Raw genomic sequence first — 20,316 nt, 5'->3', positions numbered from 1 at the left:
ATTCCTATCGTATCAGAGATAATTCTGGCAGGATTTTCCCTGTGGAAAACCCAGGATAGGAAAGGAATGGGGAAAGGAGCAGAATGGCACAACACGCAATTTTGCGGTTTGAGAAGCACAAGGGCAACCCGGCAAGGCCGCTGGAAGCCCATCACGAAAGGCAGAAAGAACAATACGCCAGTAACCCCGACATTGACACAAGCCGGAGCAAATACAATTTCCATATCGTCAAGCCGGAGGGACGCTATTACCACTTCATTCAGAGCCGTATCGAGCAGGCCGGATGCCGAACCCGCAAGGACAGCACACGGTTTGTCGATACGCTGATAACCGCCAGCCCGGAGTTTTTCAAGGGGAAATCTCCAAAGGAGATACAGGCGTTCTTCCAAAGGGCGGCAGATTTCCTCATTGGCCGGGTAGGACGGGAAAATATCGTGTCGGCGGTGGTACACATGGACGAGAAAACGCCCCACCTGCATTTGACCTTTGTTCCGCTGACAAAGGACAACCGCCTGTGTGCAAAGGAGATTATCGGCAACCGGGCAAACCTGACGAAGTGGCAGGACGATTTTCACGCCTATATGGTGGTGAAATATCCCGACTTGGAGCGTGGGGAGAGTGCCAGCAAGACAGGCCGGAAGCATATCCCCACCCGGCTTTTCAAACAGGCGGTTTCCCTCTCCAAACAGGCCAGAGCCATTGAAGCCGCCCTTGACGGCATTAACCCGCTGAACGCCGGAAAGAAAAAAGAGGAAGCCCTCTTCATGCTGAAAAAGTGGTTCCCGCAGATGGAGAACTTCTCCGGGCAGTTGAAAAAGTACAAGGTCACAATCAATGACCTGCTGGAAGAAAACAAAAAGCTGGAAGCAAGGGCAAAGGCCAGTGAGCAAGGCAAGATGAAAGACCGCATGGAACGGGCAACGCTGGAAAGCGAATTACACAATCTCCGCAATTTCGTTGACCGTATCCCGCCGGAAGTGCTGGCGCAGGTGAAACGGCAACAGCGGCACACAGTAAAGGAAAGGTGATAGATATAAGCAGAAATTTTCGCCGCCCCTGTGCGGCATTGTACCTTGAAAACTGAATATGGAGGACACTGGATGGCAAAAAGCGAAAGCGATATTTTTACGCCCCGGACAGGGCAGGTCATACAAGCAGAGAACGGCACGCAGTATTTTGTATGTGGGAACAACCGTATAAAAATCTCCGAACACTTCGCCGCAGGCGGGAAGCCCCTCGGTGATCTGATTGTAGATGTGGTGCGGCATACCGCAGAAAAAGCCGCTTCAACCTGATAGCCCATCATTGATAACACGCCCACGCTTATGATATAATTGCCATAGAGCAAAAGTATTGTAAGCGTGGGTTGTTTCTTTAAGAAGGAGGATTTTTAACGGTGAAACAACCTTACAATACTACGATTTACAACACGGCGCTTTATATGAGATTGAGCCGGGACGATGAAAACTATGGTGACAGCGTAAGCATTGAAACACAGCGGACAATCCTGCAACAGTACGCAAAGGAACAGGGACTTCATGTAGTCGGTGAGTATGTGGACGATGGCTGGTCGGGGACGAACTTTGTTGAGGTAAGATAACGATACCTTTTTTGCAGAGGGTGTTATCTTACCTCTTTTTGATGTATGTTAGATAGCATAACTCTTTACGTCGGCTCCTATCTGTCTGAAATAGGAGATACTTTCGGTAGGCTTGTCACCTGTATCAACTCTGCCGACAAAGCTATAAAAGATTTCGATTTTGCGGGTGTTCGTTTCCTTATCCAGTTCGTGAATAAGAATACGGTCAATAAATTCATGGACGTTTTCGTAGGTCAGTTCTTCAATCGCTGTGTATCTGCGTACCAGTGCGACAAACCTTTTTACGTCCGCGCTGCGCTCGGTGGCGTTGTCGATTTCCTGTGACAGCTCCGCAATCCTCCGGGTCAGCGTCTTTTTTTCTTCATCATAGCCGGAAGTCAGAAAAGCAAATTGTTCATCTGAAAGTTTCCCTAAAGCGTTGTCCTCGTAGAGCTTGCGGAATAAGATGTTCAGCTCGTTAATACGGTTCTGCGCCTTGTCAAGCTCTTTCCGCTGCTGTGTCAGCGTCTTTTGTACTGCCTTTGCGCTGCACTCGTTGGCTGTTTCGATAAACTCCTGTTCATGCTCTTTCACATAAGACGTTACTCGCTGCAAGTCTGCAAGGACAAGTTCTTTCAATACGCTTTTGCGGATATAATGCGTAGTGCAGAGCATATCATTTCTTGCCCGGTTGCGGTAGTTGCCGCAAGTGTAGGCGTGTTTCCGTTCAAGCGTCCCGGCTCCGCGTACTGCATACATTTTGTAGCCGCAGTCCCCGCAAAAGAGCAGCCCGGAAAACAGGTCAATTTCATCAACCTTTGTCGGGCGTTGCCGGGTGGCAATCCGCTTCTGTGCAAGTTCAAAGGTTTCTTCATCAATCAAAGGTTCGTGAGTGTTGGGGAAGAAATACCTTTTTTCCTCCGGGTTCTTTTTCGTCTTTTTCGACTTATAAGATACCTTGTAGGTTTTCCCGGTTATGGTATGCCCTAAATATTCTTTCCTTGTCAGAATGTCGTACAGCGTCTTATCCGGCCAGTTGTACCATGCGTTGAGCTGTGGGCGGGGGTGGCGTTTGCTCCCTGTCCTGCGGTAGCGCAGTTCCCCGACGGTCAGTATTTCATTGTCCCGCAGCCAGTTCTGGATTTCACACATACGGTCGCCCCGTACATACATTGCAAAAATCTGTTTTACGACGTGCGCCGTTTCCGGGTCGGGTATCAGATGATTGCGGTTATCCGGGTCGATAAGGTAGCCGTAAGGAGCTTCGCCGTTGACGCGCTCGCCTTTCTGCGCCTTTGCCTGTTTGACAGCCCGGATTTTCTTTGAGGTGTCGCGGGCGTAAAACTCGTTGAACCAGTTCCGCAGAGGGGTAAACTCGTTATCTTCCCTTGCTGTGTCTACACCGTCGTTAATGGCAATGTAGCGCACTTCATATTCGGGAAAGACAATCTCTATCAGCTCCCCGGTTTTCAGATAATTACGTCCCAGACGGGAAAGGTCTTTTGTTATGACGGTCGCCACGTTCCCGGCTTCAACCTCATGCAGCATGGCTTGAAGCCCCTCACGCTCAAAGCTCACGCCGGAAAATCCGTCGTCTACGAAAAAGCGCGTGTTGAAAAAGTGGTGTTCGTCAGCATACTTTTGTAAAATCAGTTTTTGGTTCTGTATGCTCTCGCTTTCCCCGGCTTGCATATCTTCCTGGCTCAATCTGCAATATAAAGCGGTAATCTTGTCTGTCTGTAACATTTTGTCCTCCTTTCCGACGACAGACAAGCATGGTATTTGTACTGTCTATATTATACCACATACCGCTGCCTGTGTCATGTATAAAATGTGAAGAAACGCCCTATTTCCGGGCGTTTGCGGGGTTCAGTTCCATGTCTTTGCGAATGAGTTTTTTTATCTTTTTATCCAGTGTGTCCGTTGCGCGTTCACTTGCGGACGAACATACAAGGTAAGTAACTTTTCCTATTTTATGCTCCGTTGTGGTAACGGGCGTTTGGTTTTGCGTCAAAGAAAATCCCCCTTTCTTTCGCAAACATATAATATAGTCTATGAATAGCAGCAAGTCCACTATTCAATAAAACAAAGGCTTTAATCGGACGGTTATTAGCATAACCTCATGGGAATTTCACCCCGGCATGGTTCTCATGCCGCCCTACCCATTGCCTGCGACGCTCTTAACGCTCGGACTGTGGCTGTAAGGAAGTATCATTGTATATTCTGCGTGTCGTCGCCCGCAAGCCGCTACACTTGCTTTCCGGCGCGGTGTTGGTCGCTCGGCTGTCCGGGCGGGGATAACCTCACCCGGATAGCGTCATGGCGCACCCGCCGTATGGCTCGGCGCAAAAGGAACGTATCCGATTTGCCCTATGCTGCGCCGCCGTTATCTTGCGCCGCTTTCTTTGTCAAGGTTCAGAATGGCTTTGCTGCCGCGTCAGCAGCGGAACGGAAAAGGGGGAGAGAGAAAGCGTCCCGCCGCCGCTGCGGTTTATTCCTCTGCCTTAAAGGTGAGGACAGCCATCATCAGTTTTGCTTGCAGCCGTTCCCGAATGTCGTGGTCTACGCCAAAATAGACGTTCCCGCGCTCGTCGTACAGCTTCCGCATGGAGAGGCGGGCTATGTAGCCGCTGAAATGCTGCAAGACAATCTTCATGGCGTCCGGGTCGCCCTTTGTCGCTGCCACAATGACAGGATAAGGAACAAGGGCATTTTCCGGGTAGCCGGGTTCGTTACCATTCGTCCCATTCATCAGCATTTTCCTCCAGATATTTTCTTAATTTCTCAAAAGAGCTTGTCCGCCTGTACTGTATCGTGCTTCTCGACGTGTTGAACAGCTCCGCAATCTCGGTATCGTTCATTCCCTCGAAGTAATACAGCAATATGGCTTTGCGCTTTTCTTCCGGCAAAGTACGGATTGCTTCAAGAAGCAGCTTTGGCGTGATTTTCTTCCCGGCTTTCTCAAAGACGGTTTCGGCGGCTTCACGTTTGAAATATTCATCAAACGTATGAAGCTGCCGCGCTTCGTCTAAGGTCATGTCGGAAAAGGTCACTTCCTTTGCCTTGTGTCTGCGAAGTTCTCTATGGGTGTCGCAAGCTTCATTGTGCAATACCGTATTACAAAACTTCTGAAAAGCACACTGTTTGTAAAACTCCCTGCTATTAGGTTCCACATTCTCACCTCCTTTCTCGTTGGAAAGTTGGTGGTGCTTCCCCCCTTTTCGCGGGGCAATACGGCGTTTTTCAAAAACGCCGAAGATTTTTTGAAATTTCTTCAAAAATTTTTTGAACGTACAAAATGCGCCCGTCCGAAAAGCCCGGACGGGCGCATAGGCATTGTAAGCAGTATCCAGATGATTAGACAGTTCATATATATAAGCGTAGTTTCCCCCGGTGGTGGGCGGGCTTTTTTTGATAAGTCAATAACTGTCGGATTTTGTCGATATGCTTTTTGCTTCATGGCGGCTACCTCCTTTAGCCGCCGATTTCAACAGTGATACCGCGTCATTTCATTAGAAGATAAAAAGAAACGGCGGCTTTGATTTTTCAAAGCTGCTGCGGAAATCAAAGAACGACAAGCAACAGTTCTGATTTTGCTCCAATATGGTTATTAGGGGCACAAATTAAAATCAAAAAAGAGCCGATAACAGCAGTATTTCAAACTGCATATTATCGGCTCTGCGTCTGTGCGTCTGGCTCTTTTAATTAAATTATTTCTGTTGTTTTTTGGCTTTATTATATGTATTAGCTAACTGTCCACAAGCTGCTTTAATCTCTCTACCATGAGAAACTCTCATGGTAACTTCAAGTCCTGTTTGCTCTAATTGATGTTTGAACGCAACCATTTCTTGTTTTTGTGGTGCTCTAATTTTTGAATTACTCGTCGGGTTGTATTGCAGCACGTTAATCATAACATTTTTGCCCTTAAACCATTTTGCAAGTTGCCTTATATCTGAGGAACGGTCATTTATACCTGGTAAAAGCAAATACGCAAATACCACTTTTCGATTATGCCTTTGAGAATAGGACAATGCTTGCTTAACAACATCTTCAATAGCGTACATGTGCATATGAGGAATGATACAGTTTCTCGCAGCCTGTGTTGCTGCATGTAAAGATATTGTCAACTGAATTTTTAGATGTTCTTCGCGCAATTTTTTTAATTGATTAACTGGACCAACTGTTGATACGGTAATGCCGTCGGTTGGAAAGTTAAGTCCATTTCTATCTCGAAGAATATGGATTGCTGCAATCAAGTTGTCGTAATTGAATAAAGGTTCTCCCATTCCCATAAAAACGATACGATTTACTTTTTGACGTATCAATACAACCTGCTGCACAATTTCAGACGGTGTTAGATTACGAACAAAACCATTGCGTCCGGACTCACAAAAAATACAGCCAACAGAACAACCAACTTGCGTACTTACGCAAACAGTCCCACCATCTCGCCGTTTAATAAAAACCGTTTCAATATACCTGTTATCTTTCAATTCATAAACATACTTTTCAGTATCGCTACTTTTATAGACTTTTTTTGTTGATATTGATAGATTTTCTTTGTGAAATGGCTGTTTATACAATTCCGTATATAAGGCTCTTGCTTTATCCTCTCCAATTACTTCCGACATTTCTTTGTAAGTAAATCCGTATGGGTCATTCAATATTTCCGTAGGTGTACTTTTAGGTAAGTGTTTCATTTAAATATCCTTCCTTTTCAAAATTAAAAAGTTTGTTTTTCAGAGTTTTTGATTATGATTTCTAGTTTTTCAACATCAACGATATGCGTTAATTTACATTTAGGGCAGAAAAGAGGAAAATTTCTTAATACCGTATTATAAAATACTTGAACCCTCGTCTTTCCGTTACAAATTGGACATTTTATCCAATATTTTTCAAGCATAATATTTCTCCTTTTGCGCAAAAAAATGCAGGTCAATTCTCAACATGAGCATTGACCTGCATTTATACATATAATACTACAACAAAATTAAGGCATAGTTTTTATACTATGTCTATACGTCGTTAGTTTTGTTGTATAGCATACGCAAAATAAGCATGACAAAAAAGCCCATATTGAAAATGGGAAAAATCTTTTTTGATTTCAATGCTTATCGAATACGCATGCTATGTAACATAAACATTCCCCCCCTTTTATATAATATTATATACAAAAGCAGCTTGTTGTCAACATATATATATATGAATTATTTTGGCTAACTGATAGAACTACGTAGACATATCCAAGAAGAAAGGGGAACAGTAAAATGTAATAGGGTGAATAACTATGGCAAAAAGACCAGTACCACGATACGACTTTAAGGCTTTTGGGGCAGCGATAAAGGCAGCGCGTGAGGGATGCAAGGAGAGCCGCAAGAAAGTAGGCGACGAAATGTTTATCTCGCCGCGCTACCTTGCGAACATTGAGAACAAGGGGCAGCACCCAAGTTTACAGATATTCTTTGAGCTGATACAGCGTTACCATATATCCGTAGACCAATTCCTTTTAGAAACGCCGCCGGAGAAGAACACGCAGCGGCGGCAGCTTGACGCGCTTCTTGACGGTATGAGCGATACAGGCATACGGATTGTAACCGCAACGGCAAAGGAGATTTCCGAAGTCGAAAAAGAGGGCGAATAGGAATGTCCGACTTAAAACTGAACAGGATTTAGAAAGCGTTGTAATCTTTTTTGAGGTTGCAGCGTTTTTCTTTTGCGTAAGTTTGGCAAAATCGCTTTTTCTCCGTAGTAGGTGATAAGAGCCTAAAGGATAAAAACATTCGTAGCAAGCATAGGAAGCGGGTACCACTTCCGTATTTTCGCCCTCCCGCGCTGCGGCGCGTCGGTTGAAAATTGCTTGTTGGGAAGTGTCCCAAACCCTCGGAACGGAAAGGAAAGGAGCGAACACATGGACGGACGCAAAAGGACAGTGCAAATCAAATTCAGAGTGACGGAAGCGGAACGGGATTTAATACTGGAAAAAATGAAGCTCGTACCCACCCGGAACATGGCGGCGTATCTGCGGAAGATTGCCATTGACGGGTATATCATTCAGATAGACCACGCCGATATAAAGGCTATGACCGCAGAGATACAGAAAATCGGTGTCAACGTCAACCAGATAGCACGCCGCGTAAACGCGACGGGGAACGCATACCAAGAGGACATAGAGGAAATAAAGGGGGTGCTTGCGGAGATATGGCGGTTACAAAGATTAAGCCTATTAAAAGCACTCTAAGCAAAGCCCTTGACTATATCGAAAACCCGGACAAGACGGACGGGAAAATGCTTGTGTCCTCTTTCGGTTGCTCCTATGAAACGGCAGATATTGAGTTTGAATATACCCTGTCGCAAGCACTCCAAAAGGGGAACAATTTAGCCTTTCATCTGATACAGTCCTTTGAGCCGGGGGAAGTCGATTATCAGAAAGCCCATGAAATCGGAAAGCAGCTTGCCGACGCGGTAACAAAGGGGCAGCATGAGTATGTACTCACGACGCACATTGACAAAGGACACGTCCATAACCATATCATTTTTTGCGCGGTGAACTTTGTAGACCACCATAAATACAATTCCAACAAAAGGAGCTATTACGGCATACGGAACATGAGCGACAAGCTGTGCCGGGAAAATGGCTTGTCCGTTGTCGTCCCCGGCAAGGGCAGCAAGGGAAAGAGCTATGCGGAGTACCAGGCAGAAAAGACGGGTACAAGTTGGAAAGGCAAGCTGAAAACCACTGTTGACGCGCTTATCCCCCAAGTTTCCAGTTTTGAGGAATTGCTAACGCGGTTACAGGCGGCGGGCTATGAGATAAAGCCGGGGAAATATGTATCATGCCGCGCCCCCGGACAGGAACGCTTCACCCGCCTTAAAACCCTCGGCGCAGACTATACAGAGGAAGCCGTAAGGGAACGGATAGCGGGCAGACGGACAAAGGTGGCGAAAGCTCCCAGAGAGCAGCGCGGCGTGTCGCTGCTTATCGACATTGAGAACAGTATCAAGGCAGCGCAGAGTAAGGGCTATGAACAGTGGGCGAAAATCCACAATCTGAAACAGGCAGCTAAAACAATGAATTTCTTGACGGAACATAAGATTGAGCAGTACGCGGATTTAGTCAGCCGGATTGAGGAAATGGCAGCGGAAAGCGGACAGGCGGCAGACGCATTGAAGAACGCCGAAAAGCGGCTTGCGGAAATGGCGGTGCTTATCAAGAATGTTTCCACCTATCAAAAGACAAAGCCTGTCTATGACGCATACCGCAAGGCAAGGAACAGGGAGAAGTACCGCGCCGGACAGGAACAGGCAATTATCCTCCATGAAGCCGCCGTAAGGTCACTGAAAGCGGCGGGCATTGCGAAGCTCCCGAACCTCGCCGCGCTGCAATCGGAGTATGAAGCCCTCCAAGCGCAGAAAGAAGCCCTTTACGCCGACTATGGAAAATTGAAAAAGAAAGTCCGGGAATATGATATTATCAAGCAGAACATTGACAGCATTTTACAGGCAGACAGACAGCCGGAACGGGAAAAGGAAACAGAACGCGGATAAGGATAGCAAAATCCCCGCCGCTGTGCTATGATAGGGCTATCAAAAAGCAGAGGAGCGTTGAGCATGGAAAACCAGAAAATGCCGGAATATGAAACCATACGCGCCGCCGTTGCCGGGGAGAAATGGGCGGTGGAGAAAGTCGTGGATTGCTACAAGGACGAAATCGACAGGCTATCGACGGTAGCGGTCAGACAGCCAGACGGAAGCACGAAACAGGAAATCAACGAAGATATGCGCCAGTCTATCACAAAGAAGCTGATAGAAGCCCTCCCGCAGTTCCCGCTTGAAGAAATGGAAAAGGGAAATGTCAGATAGGCAAAAAAAGAACAGGGCGCGGAAGCCAGTATATGACTTCCGCGCCCTGTCTTTTTATGGGTGCTGTTTTCGTGAATGTTACGCAGTAGAACGCCATTTTCGGGGGTAAAGGTATAAAGTATCGCCTATCCGATTTTCACGCCCGGAAAGCCCTGTAAATCAAGGGATTTTCCGCACCTACTGCGTAACAGGGGTGCGTCTTTTCCTCATGCGCTCGGCAGCTTGTCTGCGGGTGATACGCTTCCGGCAGACGGGGCAGTATTTGACACTGTTAGAGGTTGACGCAAAGAACGCGCCGCACTCGGTACACTTCTTCTTGTCCCCTGTCTGGTAAAGCTCCGCATAGAGTAGCCTGTCGGCGGGAAGCACCGCAGCCCGGAACCACTTGCAGAGAAGCGAATAGGAAATGAGCTGCGGACAAACGCACTCGTCCCCGTCGTCCAGTAAGATACAGTTCCCGTTATCATAATTGCAGCACGTCCGGCGCACAAGGGCGTTGACTTTCCGGCTCTGGGGCGGCGTCAGCCGCTTAACCCCGTTCATACTTCATCAGCGGCGTAAATGGGAAGCTCTGCAAATTCCGCTTCGGTCAAAGCGTCCACTTTGGAAAGGGTGCGCTTTGCAAGCTCCCGCATATCCGCGTCCATGTAGGGCAGCGCGGCGTTGACATTCTCAATCAAAGCCCGCTTGCCGCCCTCGTTGTAAATGCTCAAAAGGTTTGTTTCTTCAACAGTCAGTCTAATCATGCTCATACCTCCATATCGTGATTTTTTGTTTTTGCCGCCGCCTTTTTCGGGGCGGTCTTTGCCTTGTCTGCTTTAAGCTGCGCCCGGATAGAGGGGCGGGGCTTCCTTATCTTCCTGTCCCGGTTCTCCCCCTTGTCAATCAGCGCATACGTCCCATGTCTGCCCTCGATTTTGGAAAAGGCAAGGGTCTTGTAGGGCAGCATGGAGAAAAGGCGGTCAGTGTCCTTTGTGGCTGCAAGCTGCATGAACGCCGGGGAAAGCTCTACCATGAAATGGGTCTTGTTGGGGCTGTTCGGCGTGTCGTGCCGCTTCATTTCCCGTACAATGCGCCGCGCTTCCGTTTCAATCAGCCCGTCCCGCAATGCGGCGATATGCGCCTTGAAATCCCCCGGCGGAAGCTGCTCCCGGCTGCGCCGTTCTTCCTGTAAGAGCGATTGCAGCGCGTCCGGGTCGTTGGGTACGGCTTCAAAGCGTTCAAACTTTCCAAGCTCATAATCGGGATTGCCGTTGAAAAACTGTCCGGCGGGTATCTCCCGTTCCCCATGCTCATAAATCAGCTTCACCGTATCGGCGGGCAGCTCCTTTTCCTTGACGCGCTCATAATGTTTAGCGTAGTCCAGTTCGTACAGATTGCCCTTGATTTTCCCGCGCTCCGTCCCCGTTAGCTCGATTGCATAGGCAAGGACGCGGTCGCTCGTCTGCTCCATGTAGAAACGCCATGTGTTGTGGGGCGCGGTGTCTTTGAGGAAAACGTCGCGCTCCCGGAAGCAATGCGTCCCGGACGGGCGGCAGAACCACAAAAGGGTCTTGTCCTCCTTGCGGGGGCTTGCCGCCGCCTTTGCGATAATCTCCTTGTCAATCTCCAAGTCGCTCTGGTAAAAGCCTGTGTTCTGCTTCATAACCGCATTGAGGGAAGCGAACAAATCCACGTTCTCAAATTTACTCTGTTTCGGCATGGGTCAGCTCCTTTCCAAATCCTGTAATTTCTGCTTTGCGTTTTTCTTCTGCGCCTTTTCCTTGTCAGCCCTAAGCTGCGCCCGGATAGAGGGCTTCTTTTCCGGCTTCGCTTCCTTGCCGCGCTCTTTGTCGGCTTTGACCGCGTTAGCCAGGTCAACAAGGGAAATTGTTTCTCCCGCCTTAACCTTTGCTTCCAGTTCGTCAACGGTAGGGGTGTTGTTGATGATACCGTCAAAGTTGTTGTCGTTCTGCTCTACGGTGTCCTCGATATGCTTCAAGGGGTTTGCCTTTTCCGGCTGCTCTGCGGCAACAGCAAACGCCCGCGTCCCGTTCCCCATAATCAGATACTTTCCGTCGTCCGACTGGTGGTGAAAGCCATATCCGGCGGCTTCTATCTGCTCCCGGCTCATGGCGGTCACATGGAAAGTCCCCCTCGGTGTCTGGATTGTTTCGCCCGTTGTCAGCTCGTCCGGGGTAAGCTGCTTCTGCTCCTGTAAAAACTCCGGCACTTGCCGGAAGCCTACGCTGTCAACGTAATGCGCGGTGTCCTGTCCGTTCTGATGAAGCACTACCACGTCCGAAACGGAAAGGCTGTGTCCCTTAAAATCTTTTGGGTGGTCGATATTGAAGCGGGTATAAATATCTTCAAGGGAAGTTTCCGGCGCAAGGGGCGCGGAATAGACAAGCTCATAGTTCGCTTTATCAACCACATTTCCCGCCGCCTGCAGGCGGTCGTAAGGCTCAAAGCGGAAGTCCCTTGTTTCGTCCCCGCCCTTTATCTGGTAAATGGAAAAGGTGTCCTTGTCCTGTCCGGTGGTCTGCGCCGTTTCCTGTGCCTTTGCGTAAAGCTGCTTTACGTCGCCCTCGGTCAGCTCGCCGCTTTTGAGCTGCCCCATAAGCTCGCGGCATTTCTCCGGCGTTCCCGTATAAAGCACGTCGCCCATTTTCGCCCGCCCGTTCTCCTGTGTCACATAGGCTTGCAAGAGGTGGCTGTTTTCCCGGCTGTCGCTGTAAGGGTTCCGGCGCACTCTGTAAATCGTTTCCGGGGTAAAGGCTTCTTTCGGGGCTGCTTCCGGCTTTTCTTTCCCGGCTGTATCTGCTTTTTTCGGGGCTTCCGGCTGTGGCGCGGCTTCTTGTCCCTCTCTGGTGGGCTGCTCCTGTCCGGCGGTCTGCTCCTTGTCCTGTGCCTTTTGCAGCTCCGCAAAATTCGCGTCTATGGAATTGATAATCTCGGCGGCTGCGCTGCGTATCGTTTCAAGGGAGCTTTTCAGCTCGGACAGCTCCCGCCCGCTGCTCCACCCGGCGACATAGCCGAAAGAATAGTCCGACGTGTCAAGCCCGTAATGTTGGCAGACGGTATAGGCGACGCTTTCCGCTTCGACTTCGCGGGTGCGGCGGTCAACGCGGGGTTGCTCGTCCTTTGGCGCGTTGAGGTCAATGTCGTGCAGCTTCGCATGGGCGATTTCGTGAATGGCGGTCTTTAAGGTCTGTAATTCGCTCATGCCCTCGTTGATAGCAATGCGCTTGTCCTCCAAGTGGTAGTAGCCATGAGAGCCGCCCTCGATATTCTCAAAGGCGATAGGAACGGGGGAAGTCTTTTCAAGGGCTGCGAAAAAGTCCTTATAGCGGTCAACGTCGCCTGTCAGTTCGTCAACGGCAATGTCCGGCAGTTCCTTTCCCTCGGTCTGGGAAACGTCAAAGACGGATACCACCTTGTAGGCGGGTATGGTGATTTCCTTTTCCTCGGTGACGGGCTTTCCGTCCTTGCCGATTATGGGCTTCTGCGTGTGCGGGTCGATTTTCTGCATTTCCTGTTTGATTTTATAGGGCGACGGGGCAATGATTTTAATTCCCTTTTGCCCTCTCATCACATTTCGCTCAAAGTTGTTCTTCCAAGCGGAAAAGCCCGCCAAAAGGGAAGCGTCCGGCTTCTGCATGGCGATAAGGACGGTGTTTCGGAAGCTGTAATTATGGAATTTTGACATGACTTTCAGATATTCCTTGTAACGCTCGCTGTCAAAGAGTTCCGTAATGCCCTGTTCCAGACGGTCGGTAATCTCTTTTAATTTCTCGGCGGGCTTCCCGGCTGTCAGCACGATAGGGATAACCGGGTGCGGCTCCTGTGGCTGCTCTGCGGCGGTTCGGGCGGTCTGCTCTGTGGCGGCTGCGTCCATAAAGGTCTTGTCCTGTCCGCCGCGTTCCGGCTGTGGGAAGCTCATAACGCGGTATTCTTTGGGTATCTCGTTTTCCGTTCCCCGATACCATTCGGTAAAGGTGTTCTGATTGTTATAGATATAGCCCTGTTCGGTAAACTGCCCCTTATCCTTGCTAACTGCGTCCCGCCCGTATTCTTCATACTTGAAATATTTCTTTGCTTCTTCGGGAAGCTCCAGCTCGTCCAGTTCGTCGATAAGATAATAACCGTAATCTTCTTCGCTGCGGACAGTGGGATAGAGCCAGTAACAGTCAAGGTTTTGTGCAAGGTTGATAAGGTCTTTCATGCTTCCGGCATACTCGCCATGTGTAACCGCCGCCGCAAATTTATCCTTGTCCCCGTCACTCTGCATTTCCAGAAGTTTTCCAAAATAATTCAGCTCGTCCATGCTTGCGCTTTGGATAACGGAAAGCGGCAAGTCAAAGGGGCAGTCCTCCGTAGAAGAATACCCGTTGATGAAAAAATCCTGCGGATTGTCTGCGGTAATGCCGACGCTTTCCATAGCCGCATGAAGCTGCTCTGTTGTGGTCGGCATGGGAAGCCACACGCCGCCCGGTTTGCCTGTTTCAAAGCGGCTGCGGCTGTCGATAAGAATTGAAAACTGCTCGTTTATGGTTTCACGCTCCTTTCTCTGTTCGGTGTCCTGTGGCGGCTCTGCTGTGGTGGGGGCTGCTTTTTCAGCGGTAGGCTGCGCCCGTTCCTCGCCCTCGATAGCATAGCCCGGTAAAAGCTGCCCGTTTACTTTGAAATGCTCTGCATACTCTGGCGGGATAGGCGGCGATACCTCGGTGAATAAATGCTGATAGGCTTTGATACGCCCATTCAGATATTTTTCCATAGCTGCCTTGTCTGCAAAGACTTTCCTTTCCTGTCCGGCGATTTTTGCCTGTCCGTAATTGTGGGGGCTGTTGGTGTAAATACTCCATGAAAGCGTCCACGAATAGGGAATGGATTTCTCTTTTTCCCTGTCATACCGGGTATTCTCGGATATGTGGTAGCGCATTTGGTAGACGCGGTTGCTGATGTGCTTCCCGTAGTCCGTAGCTTCCCACTGGTTCGCGGTATGCGTAGCTTCGGGTGTCCTCACATACTCAATGGCTTTGTCAATGGCAAGGGTCTTTCCCGCCTGTTCGTCCCATGCCGCCGCCTGTTCTTGCAAGGCTTCAAAAGCTGCCTGTTCAGCCGCCGCGTATTCTTCCCGCAATGCCTGTAACTGTTCTAAGGGCAGGGCGGTAAGCCCGGAAAGGTCAGCGGTCTGTTCCTCAAAATAAATATTTCGCTCTATCCGCATACTGTCAGCCGGGTCTAACTTGTCACGCTCAAACATGGAGTAACCTTTTTTCTTTTCCATTCATTCGCTCCTTTCTGAAATGGCGGCGCACCGCCGCGCTTTTGGGGTTCGCCCCGTACTACGGTGGGCTGTGCGTTATGCCAACAATTTTTTCATTTTTTTAGAGGGTTTGGGAAACTTCCCAACAAGCAAAATCCCCGTCCGGCGCGTCAGCGGCAGGACAGGGATTTACGGAAGTGGGTACCCGCTTCCTATGCTTGCTATTCAAGTTTTTAGTTCTTCTGTACTTCGATACGGTAGTTGACGTATTTCCCGCCAGTGTCAGCCAGAACGATAGTTCCGTCATAGGTCTTGCCTGTTTTCGGGGAATAGAGCTTCTTCACATTCACTTTGCCGGATTTAAGGAGCGCGGCGGCAATCTTCGCGGAAAAAGCGGTCTTGCGTTCCTCGAAAAAGCGGTCATTCTTCCACATGACAAAGGCACATTCTTTGTTGCTGCAATAATAGTTTTTCTTCCCCTCATGGACGGGGGAACCGCAACGGGGGCATTTGCCGACAGAGGGCTTTTCCTCCCGGAACAAATCCTTTTTCCCGTCCAGTGCTGCGGCGTGTGTCTGCACAAGCTCCCGCGCCATAGCTTCAATGCCGGACAGAAATTCGCCGGGGTCTGCGGCTCCCTTTGCTATCTGCGTCAGATTGTTTTCCCATTCTGCGGTAAGCTGCGGGGAAGTGAGCATATCCGGCAAGACTGATATAAGGGCGGCTCCGTTCTGCGTGGGGATAAGCTGCTTCCCCTTGCGCTCTGCAAAGCCGCCCTTTACCAGTTTTTCAATGACGGCGGCGCGGGTGGCGGGAGTGCCAAGCCCCCGGCGTTCCGCGTCCGGGTCGGTGTCCCCGTTCCCGGCTCGCTCCATAGCAGAGAGAAGCGACGCTTCGCTGTGGGGCTTCGGCGGCGTTGTGGTATGCTCCGTTACTTTTGCGGCGGGGTTAGGAAAGTTCTGTCCCTCGGAAAGCTCCGGCAGCGTCACGCCCTCATTTTCCCCGTCCTCTGCTTCGGGCTTATCTTTCAGCGTCGCCCGGTATCTGCGTTCAAGCTCTTTCCAACCCTCCGCAAGTACGGTCTTTCCCCTTGCGGTGAAGTCTGTCCCGGCGCATGAGAAAACCGCCGTAACCGCTTCATAAATATGCGGCTCGGCGGTGGCAAAAAGCAGACGCGCCCCCGCAAGGGTAAGGATATTCTTCTCGCTTTCCGGCAGCGCGTCCGGGTCAGCCTTTGCAAGCTCCATAGTGGGAATGATTGCGTGGTGGTCTGATACTTTCTTGCTGTCTAATACCTTTGCAATCTCCGGCGTGAAGTCCGCGCCCGCCATAAAGGGGAGCTTTTCGCAAAGCAGCGCGATAATGTCCGCTGCGGTGCCGCCCATGTCGTCAGTAAGAAAGCTGCTGTCCGTCCTCGGATAAGTAAGGAGCCGCTTTTCATAAAGGGATTGTGCAAGGTCAAGGGTCTGCTTTGCGGTGTAACCGAAAATGCGGTTCGTTTCCCGCTGCAAAGAGGTAAGGTCAAAGAGCTTTGGCGGGGCTGCGGTTTTCTTCTCTCTGGTAAGGGAAACGCATACCGCCTTTCCCGCTTCGCAAGCCCCTTTCAGCGCGTCGGCTTCTGCCTTGTCCGAAATCCTTTCGCTTGCCGCGTCCGCGCCGGATAAATCAAGGCGAACATGATAATATTTTTCTTTCTGGAAATGGGAGATAGCCGCGTCCCGGTCGGTGAGCATTTTTAAGGTCGGGGTCTGGACGCGCCCCACGTTCAAGGTCTTTCCATACAGGCAGGAGAAAAGCCGGGTGGCGTTAATGCCGATAAGCCAGTCAGCCTTTGCGCGGCAGAGGGCGGACGCAAAGAGCGCGCCATAGTCCCGCCCGTCTTTGAGGGAAGCAAAGCCCGCCTTAATCGCCCCGTCCTCCATTGAAGAAATCCACAAGCGGCGCATGGGCTTCTTGCAGCCCGCCACTTCGTAGACAAAGCGGAAAATCAATTCACCCTCGCGCCCCGCGTCACACGCATTTACCACTTCGGAAACGTCGGCGCGGTGCATAAGCTCTTTAATGGTTTTGAATTGCTTCCCCTTGTCCGGGTCAACGGCGTACTGCCATTCCTCCGGCAGAATGGGTAAGCTGTCAAAACTCCATTTTTTATATTGCTCCCCGTAGGCGGCAGCTTCCGCAAGCTGTACCAAATGCCCGACGCACCATGAAATGAGGTAGCCGCCGCCCTCGATATACCCGTCCTGTTTCCCCTTAATGCCAAGCGCGGCGGCGATAGTCTGCGCCACGCTCGGCTTTTCTGCAATCACAAGTCTAAATGCCATGAAAAAATCCTCCTTTCAGCGTTCCGGCGCGGTGTGCTTCTTCTCCTGTGCCTGTTTCAGACAATAGCCGATACAGGGGGATTGCGCCTTATAAGGGCAACGCATACACGCCGGGGATTTTGGAACGGGCGGCGCACTGTCACGCCGCCCGGTGGGTCTTTGTACCATCATTTTTTCTAAAGGGTTTTCGGTAAAAAGCGTCATGCTTCCTCGTCCTCCTGTTCTTCATCAGAAAGCCCGTCCCCCTCGTCCTCGTCGTAATCGTCAAAATCGAAATCTTCAAGGTCGGTGTCGCCCTTGACGTTCTGCTTTGGCTTCATAAACTTAAAATAATAGAACGCGCCCCCGCCGCCAAGAAGTGCCACGACAAGGAAAAGCACAAGCCCGCCTGTATTGCCTTTCTCTTTGGGCTGCTCTGTTGGTTTCTCGGTTTCCGGCTCCGCTTCCTTGCCGCTGCAAGCGGTCATGTTGTCCTTGCAGACAGGGCAGCTCACATTTACCTTTCCGGCTTCGCATTTATCGGTGCAACTGCAAACGGCGGGCGGGGCTGCTTCGGTGCTTCCGTCCTCCATGAGTGCCATAAGGTCGGCTTCGTCCACTTGATTAAGGAAATGTACGGTGTCCTCGCCCTCGTCGTCCCGGTCGATAAGGATATAAAAGTAATTGCCGTTTTTGGTCGTCACTGTGATAAGCTGCTTGTTGCCGCCGAAATCGTCTACAAGGGTCGCGTTCCCGTCCGGGGTAAGGGGTTCTTCCTTTTCGGGTTCCTCATAGACAACGCCGCTGTCGTCGGTCGCGTCCTGTCCCTCCGGGGTCTGTGCAAAGGCGGTGACGGAAAAGCCGCCCGTCAGCATGAGGGCGGCGCAGAGTGCGGTCAAGGTTCTAAGGATTTTCTTATTCATTCTCGGTGTCCTCCATTTCTTCGGTGTCGTGGTCTGCGGGTTCTGCGGGGTAGCCCGGCGCGGCTTCCATGCCCGGAATACCGCCGCCGGAAAGCATAGCGGAAAGCTCATGCGGGGAAAGGCGCATGGAGCGCACAAGCTGTACGATTTGCAGGTTTTCCGCTTCGGTTTTCTGCGCTTCAAGCCCCCTTAATCTGTTCTGGTACTCGGTGATTTTCTCGCGGGTCTTTGCAATCTCTTTGTCGATACGTTCAATTTTGTTCATAGCCATCAATAAATTTCTCCTTTCTTTGCTCAAAAATATGTTAATTCCAGTTCATCAGCCCATAGCCTTTGATACAGGAGTAATTGACGGGGTAGCTCTTTATCTTGCAGGCGTCGCCGGAATTGCCCTCGACGGTATAGACGCGCTCCCCGTCCGTTCCGATAACAAGCCCCACATGGTCTGCGCTCCCGTCCCCGTCCCAGTCGAAAAAGATAGCGTCGCCGGGGGCGATATTCTCATAGCCCCTCGCGCCCCATTGCCCGCGTGACTGGAACCAGGGTACGCCCTGTGACTGGCACCCGGCAAAGCGCGGCTCGCTCTTTCCGGCTTGATTGTAGCACCATGAAACGAAACAGGCGCACCATTCCACGCGGCTGTTAAATCCGTACCAGCTCCAAAAGGGTCGCCCGCCCACGTTGCCGACTTGCCGCTTCGCAAGGTCTACAACGGCGGTGTTGCCGGGGCGTGTGCCGTTTACAAGCTGTACGCCGCTTAAATCCTCGGACGCGCCCATATCGGGGGAGCCGCCGCCGAAAATCAGCGGTTTGTTTCCGCTTGTTTCCAGATAGACGCGGTACATTTCAAGCTGCTGTGGCGTTAGAAGTTCCTCCGCAATCTCGGAAATGGGCTTGTTCGTCAGCTTCACGTTGAGGATATGGTACTCGTAGGGTACTTCCTCGGTGGTCGTTTCCCCTGTTTCCGGGTCTGTGCTTGTTTCTGTGCGGTAGCGGATTTCCGTTTCTTCTGTCAGCGTCAAAGTGTACTGCATGGCAAAGACGCGATTTAGCTCTGCCTGTGCGCTCTGCGGGGTGTAGGTCTGTAAAAGGGCGGTGAGGTAGGACGCTAACTCATGGGGGTTATGCCCGATACTGTCAAGGTCATAGCGGTATTCGTCATAGCCGGGGTGGGTGCTTTCGATATTGTCAATCTGCTGCTGAAGCTCGTTTTCCTTTGCGGCGTAATTGTTCTCCGTCGCCACAAGGTCGCTGTCCTCCGACGTGTAGGAAGTCCCAAGTATGCCGTTCATCAAGCCGGAGAACATGGAACCGCAAGAGGAAAGCCCCGCCGATACCATGATGAATAAGAGTAGCGCGGCAACGGCGATACATACGCCCGCCGGGTGCCGCCCTACAAAAGCGATTGCCTTTTTTGTTTCCTCGGCGGTCTTTTTTGCCGCCTTGCGGGTGTTCTCTGCGGCTTTCTGCGCCGTTTTTGCGCCGCCTTTCCTTGCCGACTTTGCATACTGCCGCTTGATTTGCTGCTTCTGCATGAAGCGGGAAAGGGGATTGCCCGCAATCTGCGGATTGTCATGCAGGGCTTTATGGTACTGAAAATCCACATTCGCCTTGAACGCCGCTTTCTCTGCCTTTGCCGCCGCCCGGTAGGGTTTGAGCTTGTGGCTGTGGTAGCCCTCCTTGACTTTCCGCGCCCCGTACTTTGCGCCGCGCTCTGCCAGTTCTTCGGATTTGTGCGCCCCCTCAACGCCGGAATTGTCCTTTTCAACGGAATGTATCTTGTTGTGGACGAAAATACCCGCTTCCTGTGCGGGGCGGGATAGCGGGTTATTGTGGGGCTTATTCTTTCCTATGGGCTTTTCCTGTTCCTCAAAATGTAGGCGGGTCTTGCCTTTCCCGGTGGCTTCATCAAAGGTGCGCTCCCGTACAAGTTTCTTTTCTTTGGGGATAGCCGCCTTTGCCGCGTCCAGACGGTCGGCTGCTTTGTCCGATTTTCGGATATACCTTTCAAGCTCCGGCGTTGCCCGTTCCTCGTCGGTAAACTGCAAGCGGGAAGATTTTTCTTTTGCTGTGGCTTCTGCCTGTGCTTTCCTCGCCGCCTTTTTGCTCGCCTTTCTGGTACGCGCCCCGTCGATACGTTCCAAGACGCGCTCGGCTGCTGCGGTGTCCTGTTCCCGTTCTGCCCCCGGCGCATGGGGAAGCGGCGGCGTGTCGGTTAAGGGCGGGGAAGTTGCGCCGCCCGGTAGGGGCTGCGCTGCCTGTTCCGGCTGCGGTGGGGCTTCGGTCTTTGCAAAGTCCGCGTCCCTTATCCGCTTGCTGATACGTTTCTTTTTCCCGGTAGCGGCGTTTACCTCGACAGCCCCCTCGCGGGTCATTTTCTGCGTGACTTTTTCACGCGCCTTA

General features: G+C 50.9%; 21 protein-coding genes and 1 pseudogene. 7 read left to right on the top strand and 15 right to left on the bottom strand.

Features of this window, described 5'->3' with window-relative positions; genetic code table 11:
- Positions 1-83: 83 nt before the first annotated feature.
- From mobV to LK436_RS12070, 3 genes and pseudogenes are all read left to right on the top strand, one after another.
- Positions 84-1,028, top strand: coding sequence for a MobV family relaxase (gene mobV / locus LK436_RS12080; RefSeq protein ID WP_008395975.1), 945 nt, complete (start codon positions 84-86; stop codon positions 1,026-1,028).
- 72 nt (positions 1,029-1,100) lie between these two features.
- Positions 1,101-1,295 (top strand): hypothetical protein, encoded by a 195-nt coding sequence (locus LK436_RS12075; protein WP_002334813.1) that lies wholly within the window; start codon positions 1,101-1,103, stop codon positions 1,293-1,295.
- Positions 1,296-1,441: 146 nt separating this feature from the next.
- Positions 1,442-1,585, top strand: a pseudogene (locus LK436_RS12070) (recombinase family protein); the annotation flags it as partial.
- Positions 1,586-1,648: 63 nt separating this feature from the next.
- Here the strand turns inward: LK436_RS12070 and LK436_RS12065 are convergent.
- From LK436_RS12065 to LK436_RS12040, 6 genes are all read right to left on the bottom strand, one after another.
- Positions 1,649-3,325: a recombinase family protein gene (locus LK436_RS12065; RefSeq protein ID WP_002569190.1), complete on the bottom strand. Its 1,677-nt coding sequence runs from the start codon at positions 3,323-3,325 to the stop codon at positions 1,649-1,651.
- A gap of 100 nt (positions 3,326-3,425) precedes the next feature.
- On the bottom strand, positions 3,426-3,653 hold the full coding sequence (locus LK436_RS12060) for a transposon-encoded TnpW family protein (protein WP_004613661.1): 228 nt from the start codon (positions 3,651-3,653) through the stop codon (positions 3,426-3,428).
- 417 nt (positions 3,654-4,070) lie between these two features.
- Positions 4,071-4,331 (bottom strand): helix-turn-helix domain-containing protein, encoded by a 261-nt coding sequence (locus LK436_RS12055; RefSeq protein WP_002569189.1) that lies wholly within the window; start codon positions 4,329-4,331, stop codon positions 4,071-4,073.
- Positions 4,312-4,752 (bottom strand): RNA polymerase sigma factor, encoded by a 441-nt coding sequence (locus LK436_RS12050; protein ID WP_002569188.1) that lies wholly within the window; start codon positions 4,750-4,752, stop codon positions 4,312-4,314. Before LK436_RS12050 ends, LK436_RS12055 begins: the two co-directional genes overlap by 20 nt.
- 537 nt (positions 4,753-5,289) lie before the next feature.
- Positions 5,290-6,279, bottom strand: coding sequence for a 23S rRNA (adenine(2503)-C(2))-methyltransferase RlmN (gene rlmN, locus LK436_RS12045; protein WP_002569187.1), 990 nt, complete (start codon positions 6,277-6,279; stop codon positions 5,290-5,292).
- A gap of 23 nt (positions 6,280-6,302) precedes the next feature.
- Complete coding sequence (locus tag LK436_RS12040) at positions 6,303-6,482, bottom strand: cysteine-rich KTR domain-containing protein (RefSeq protein ID WP_002588768.1); 180 nt, start codon at positions 6,480-6,482, stop codon at positions 6,303-6,305.
- A gap of 384 nt (positions 6,483-6,866) precedes the next feature.
- Between LK436_RS12040 and LK436_RS12035 the strand changes: the two genes are divergently transcribed.
- The 4 genes from LK436_RS12035 (at position 6,867) to LK436_RS12020 (ending at position 9,439) form a co-directional block, all read left to right on the top strand.
- Positions 6,867-7,220 carry a helix-turn-helix transcriptional regulator gene (locus LK436_RS12035; RefSeq protein WP_002569186.1) on the top strand — a complete coding sequence of 118 codons (354 nt, stop codon included), beginning with the start codon at positions 6,867-6,869 and terminating at the stop codon, positions 7,218-7,220.
- A 267-nt stretch (positions 7,221-7,487) separates the two neighbouring features.
- Positions 7,488-7,817 carry a plasmid mobilization protein gene (locus LK436_RS12030; protein WP_002569185.1) on the top strand — a complete coding sequence of 110 codons (330 nt, stop codon included), beginning with the start codon at positions 7,488-7,490 and terminating at the stop codon, positions 7,815-7,817.
- A complete protein-coding gene (locus LK436_RS12025; protein WP_002569184.1) occupies positions 7,778-9,124 on the top strand; it encodes a relaxase/mobilization nuclease domain-containing protein in 1,347 nt (448 codons plus the stop codon). Before LK436_RS12030 ends, LK436_RS12025 begins: the two co-directional genes overlap by 40 nt.
- A gap of 63 nt (positions 9,125-9,187) precedes the next feature.
- Positions 9,188-9,439, top strand: a complete 252-nt coding sequence (locus LK436_RS12020) for a helix-turn-helix domain-containing protein (RefSeq protein ID WP_002569183.1) — start codon at positions 9,188-9,190, stop codon at positions 9,437-9,439.
- A 177-nt stretch (positions 9,440-9,616) separates the two neighbouring features.
- On the opposite strand, the gene LK436_RS12015 is transcribed toward LK436_RS12020, so the two are convergent.
- The 9 genes from LK436_RS12015 to LK436_RS11975 all read right to left on the bottom strand — a co-directional run bounded on the left by LK436_RS12015 (position 9,617) and on the right by LK436_RS11975 (position 20,288).
- Positions 9,617-9,982 carry a cysteine-rich VLP domain-containing protein gene (locus tag LK436_RS12015; protein ID WP_002569182.1) on the bottom strand — a complete coding sequence of 122 codons (366 nt, stop codon included), beginning with the start codon at positions 9,980-9,982 and terminating at the stop codon, positions 9,617-9,619.
- Complete coding sequence (locus LK436_RS12010) at positions 9,979-10,185, bottom strand: transposon-transfer assisting family protein (protein WP_002569181.1); 207 nt, start codon at positions 10,183-10,185, stop codon at positions 9,979-9,981. Before LK436_RS12010 ends, LK436_RS12015 begins: the two co-directional genes overlap by 4 nt.
- A 2-nt stretch (positions 10,186-10,187) precedes the next feature.
- On the bottom strand, positions 10,188-11,141 hold the full coding sequence (locus tag LK436_RS12005) for a hypothetical protein (protein WP_002569180.1): 954 nt from the start codon (positions 11,139-11,141) through the stop codon (positions 10,188-10,190).
- A gap of 3 nt (positions 11,142-11,144) precedes the next feature.
- Positions 11,145-14,708, bottom strand: a complete 3,564-nt coding sequence (locus LK436_RS12000; protein WP_002569179.1) for a YodL domain-containing protein — start codon at positions 14,706-14,708, stop codon at positions 11,145-11,147.
- A 212-nt stretch (positions 14,709-14,920) separates the two neighbouring features.
- Positions 14,921-17,011, bottom strand: coding sequence for a DNA topoisomerase 3 (locus LK436_RS11995; protein ID WP_002569178.1), 2,091 nt, complete (start codon positions 17,009-17,011; stop codon positions 14,921-14,923).
- A gap of 15 nt (positions 17,012-17,026) precedes the next feature.
- Complete coding sequence (locus LK436_RS11990) at positions 17,027-17,215, bottom strand: hypothetical protein (protein ID WP_002569177.1); 189 nt, start codon at positions 17,213-17,215, stop codon at positions 17,027-17,029.
- On the bottom strand, positions 17,212-17,913 hold the full coding sequence (locus tag LK436_RS11985; RefSeq protein ID WP_002569176.1) for a DUF4366 domain-containing protein: 702 nt from the start codon (positions 17,911-17,913) through the stop codon (positions 17,212-17,214). Before LK436_RS11985 ends, LK436_RS11990 begins: the two co-directional genes overlap by 4 nt.
- On the bottom strand, positions 17,906-18,184 hold the full coding sequence (locus tag LK436_RS11980; protein ID WP_002569175.1) for a DUF4315 family protein: 279 nt from the start codon (positions 18,182-18,184) through the stop codon (positions 17,906-17,908). The genes LK436_RS11985 and LK436_RS11980 overlap by 8 nt, the downstream gene beginning before the upstream one ends.
- Positions 18,185-18,218: 34 nt before the next feature.
- The gene (locus tag LK436_RS11975; RefSeq protein ID WP_002569174.1) at positions 18,219-20,288 is read right to left on the bottom strand and encodes a CHAP domain-containing protein; all 2,070 of its coding nucleotides are present in this window, start codon (positions 20,286-20,288) and stop codon (positions 18,219-18,221) included.
- Between the last annotated feature and the right edge of the window lie 28 nt (positions 20,289-20,316).

It is taken from the genome of Clostridium sp. M62/1, assembly GCF_020736365.1.
GTDB classification, from domain to species: Bacteria; Bacillota; Clostridia; order Lachnospirales; family Lachnospiraceae; genus Otoolea; species Otoolea saccharolyticum_A.
This window is presented reverse-complemented; position numbering and strand designations above follow the sequence as displayed.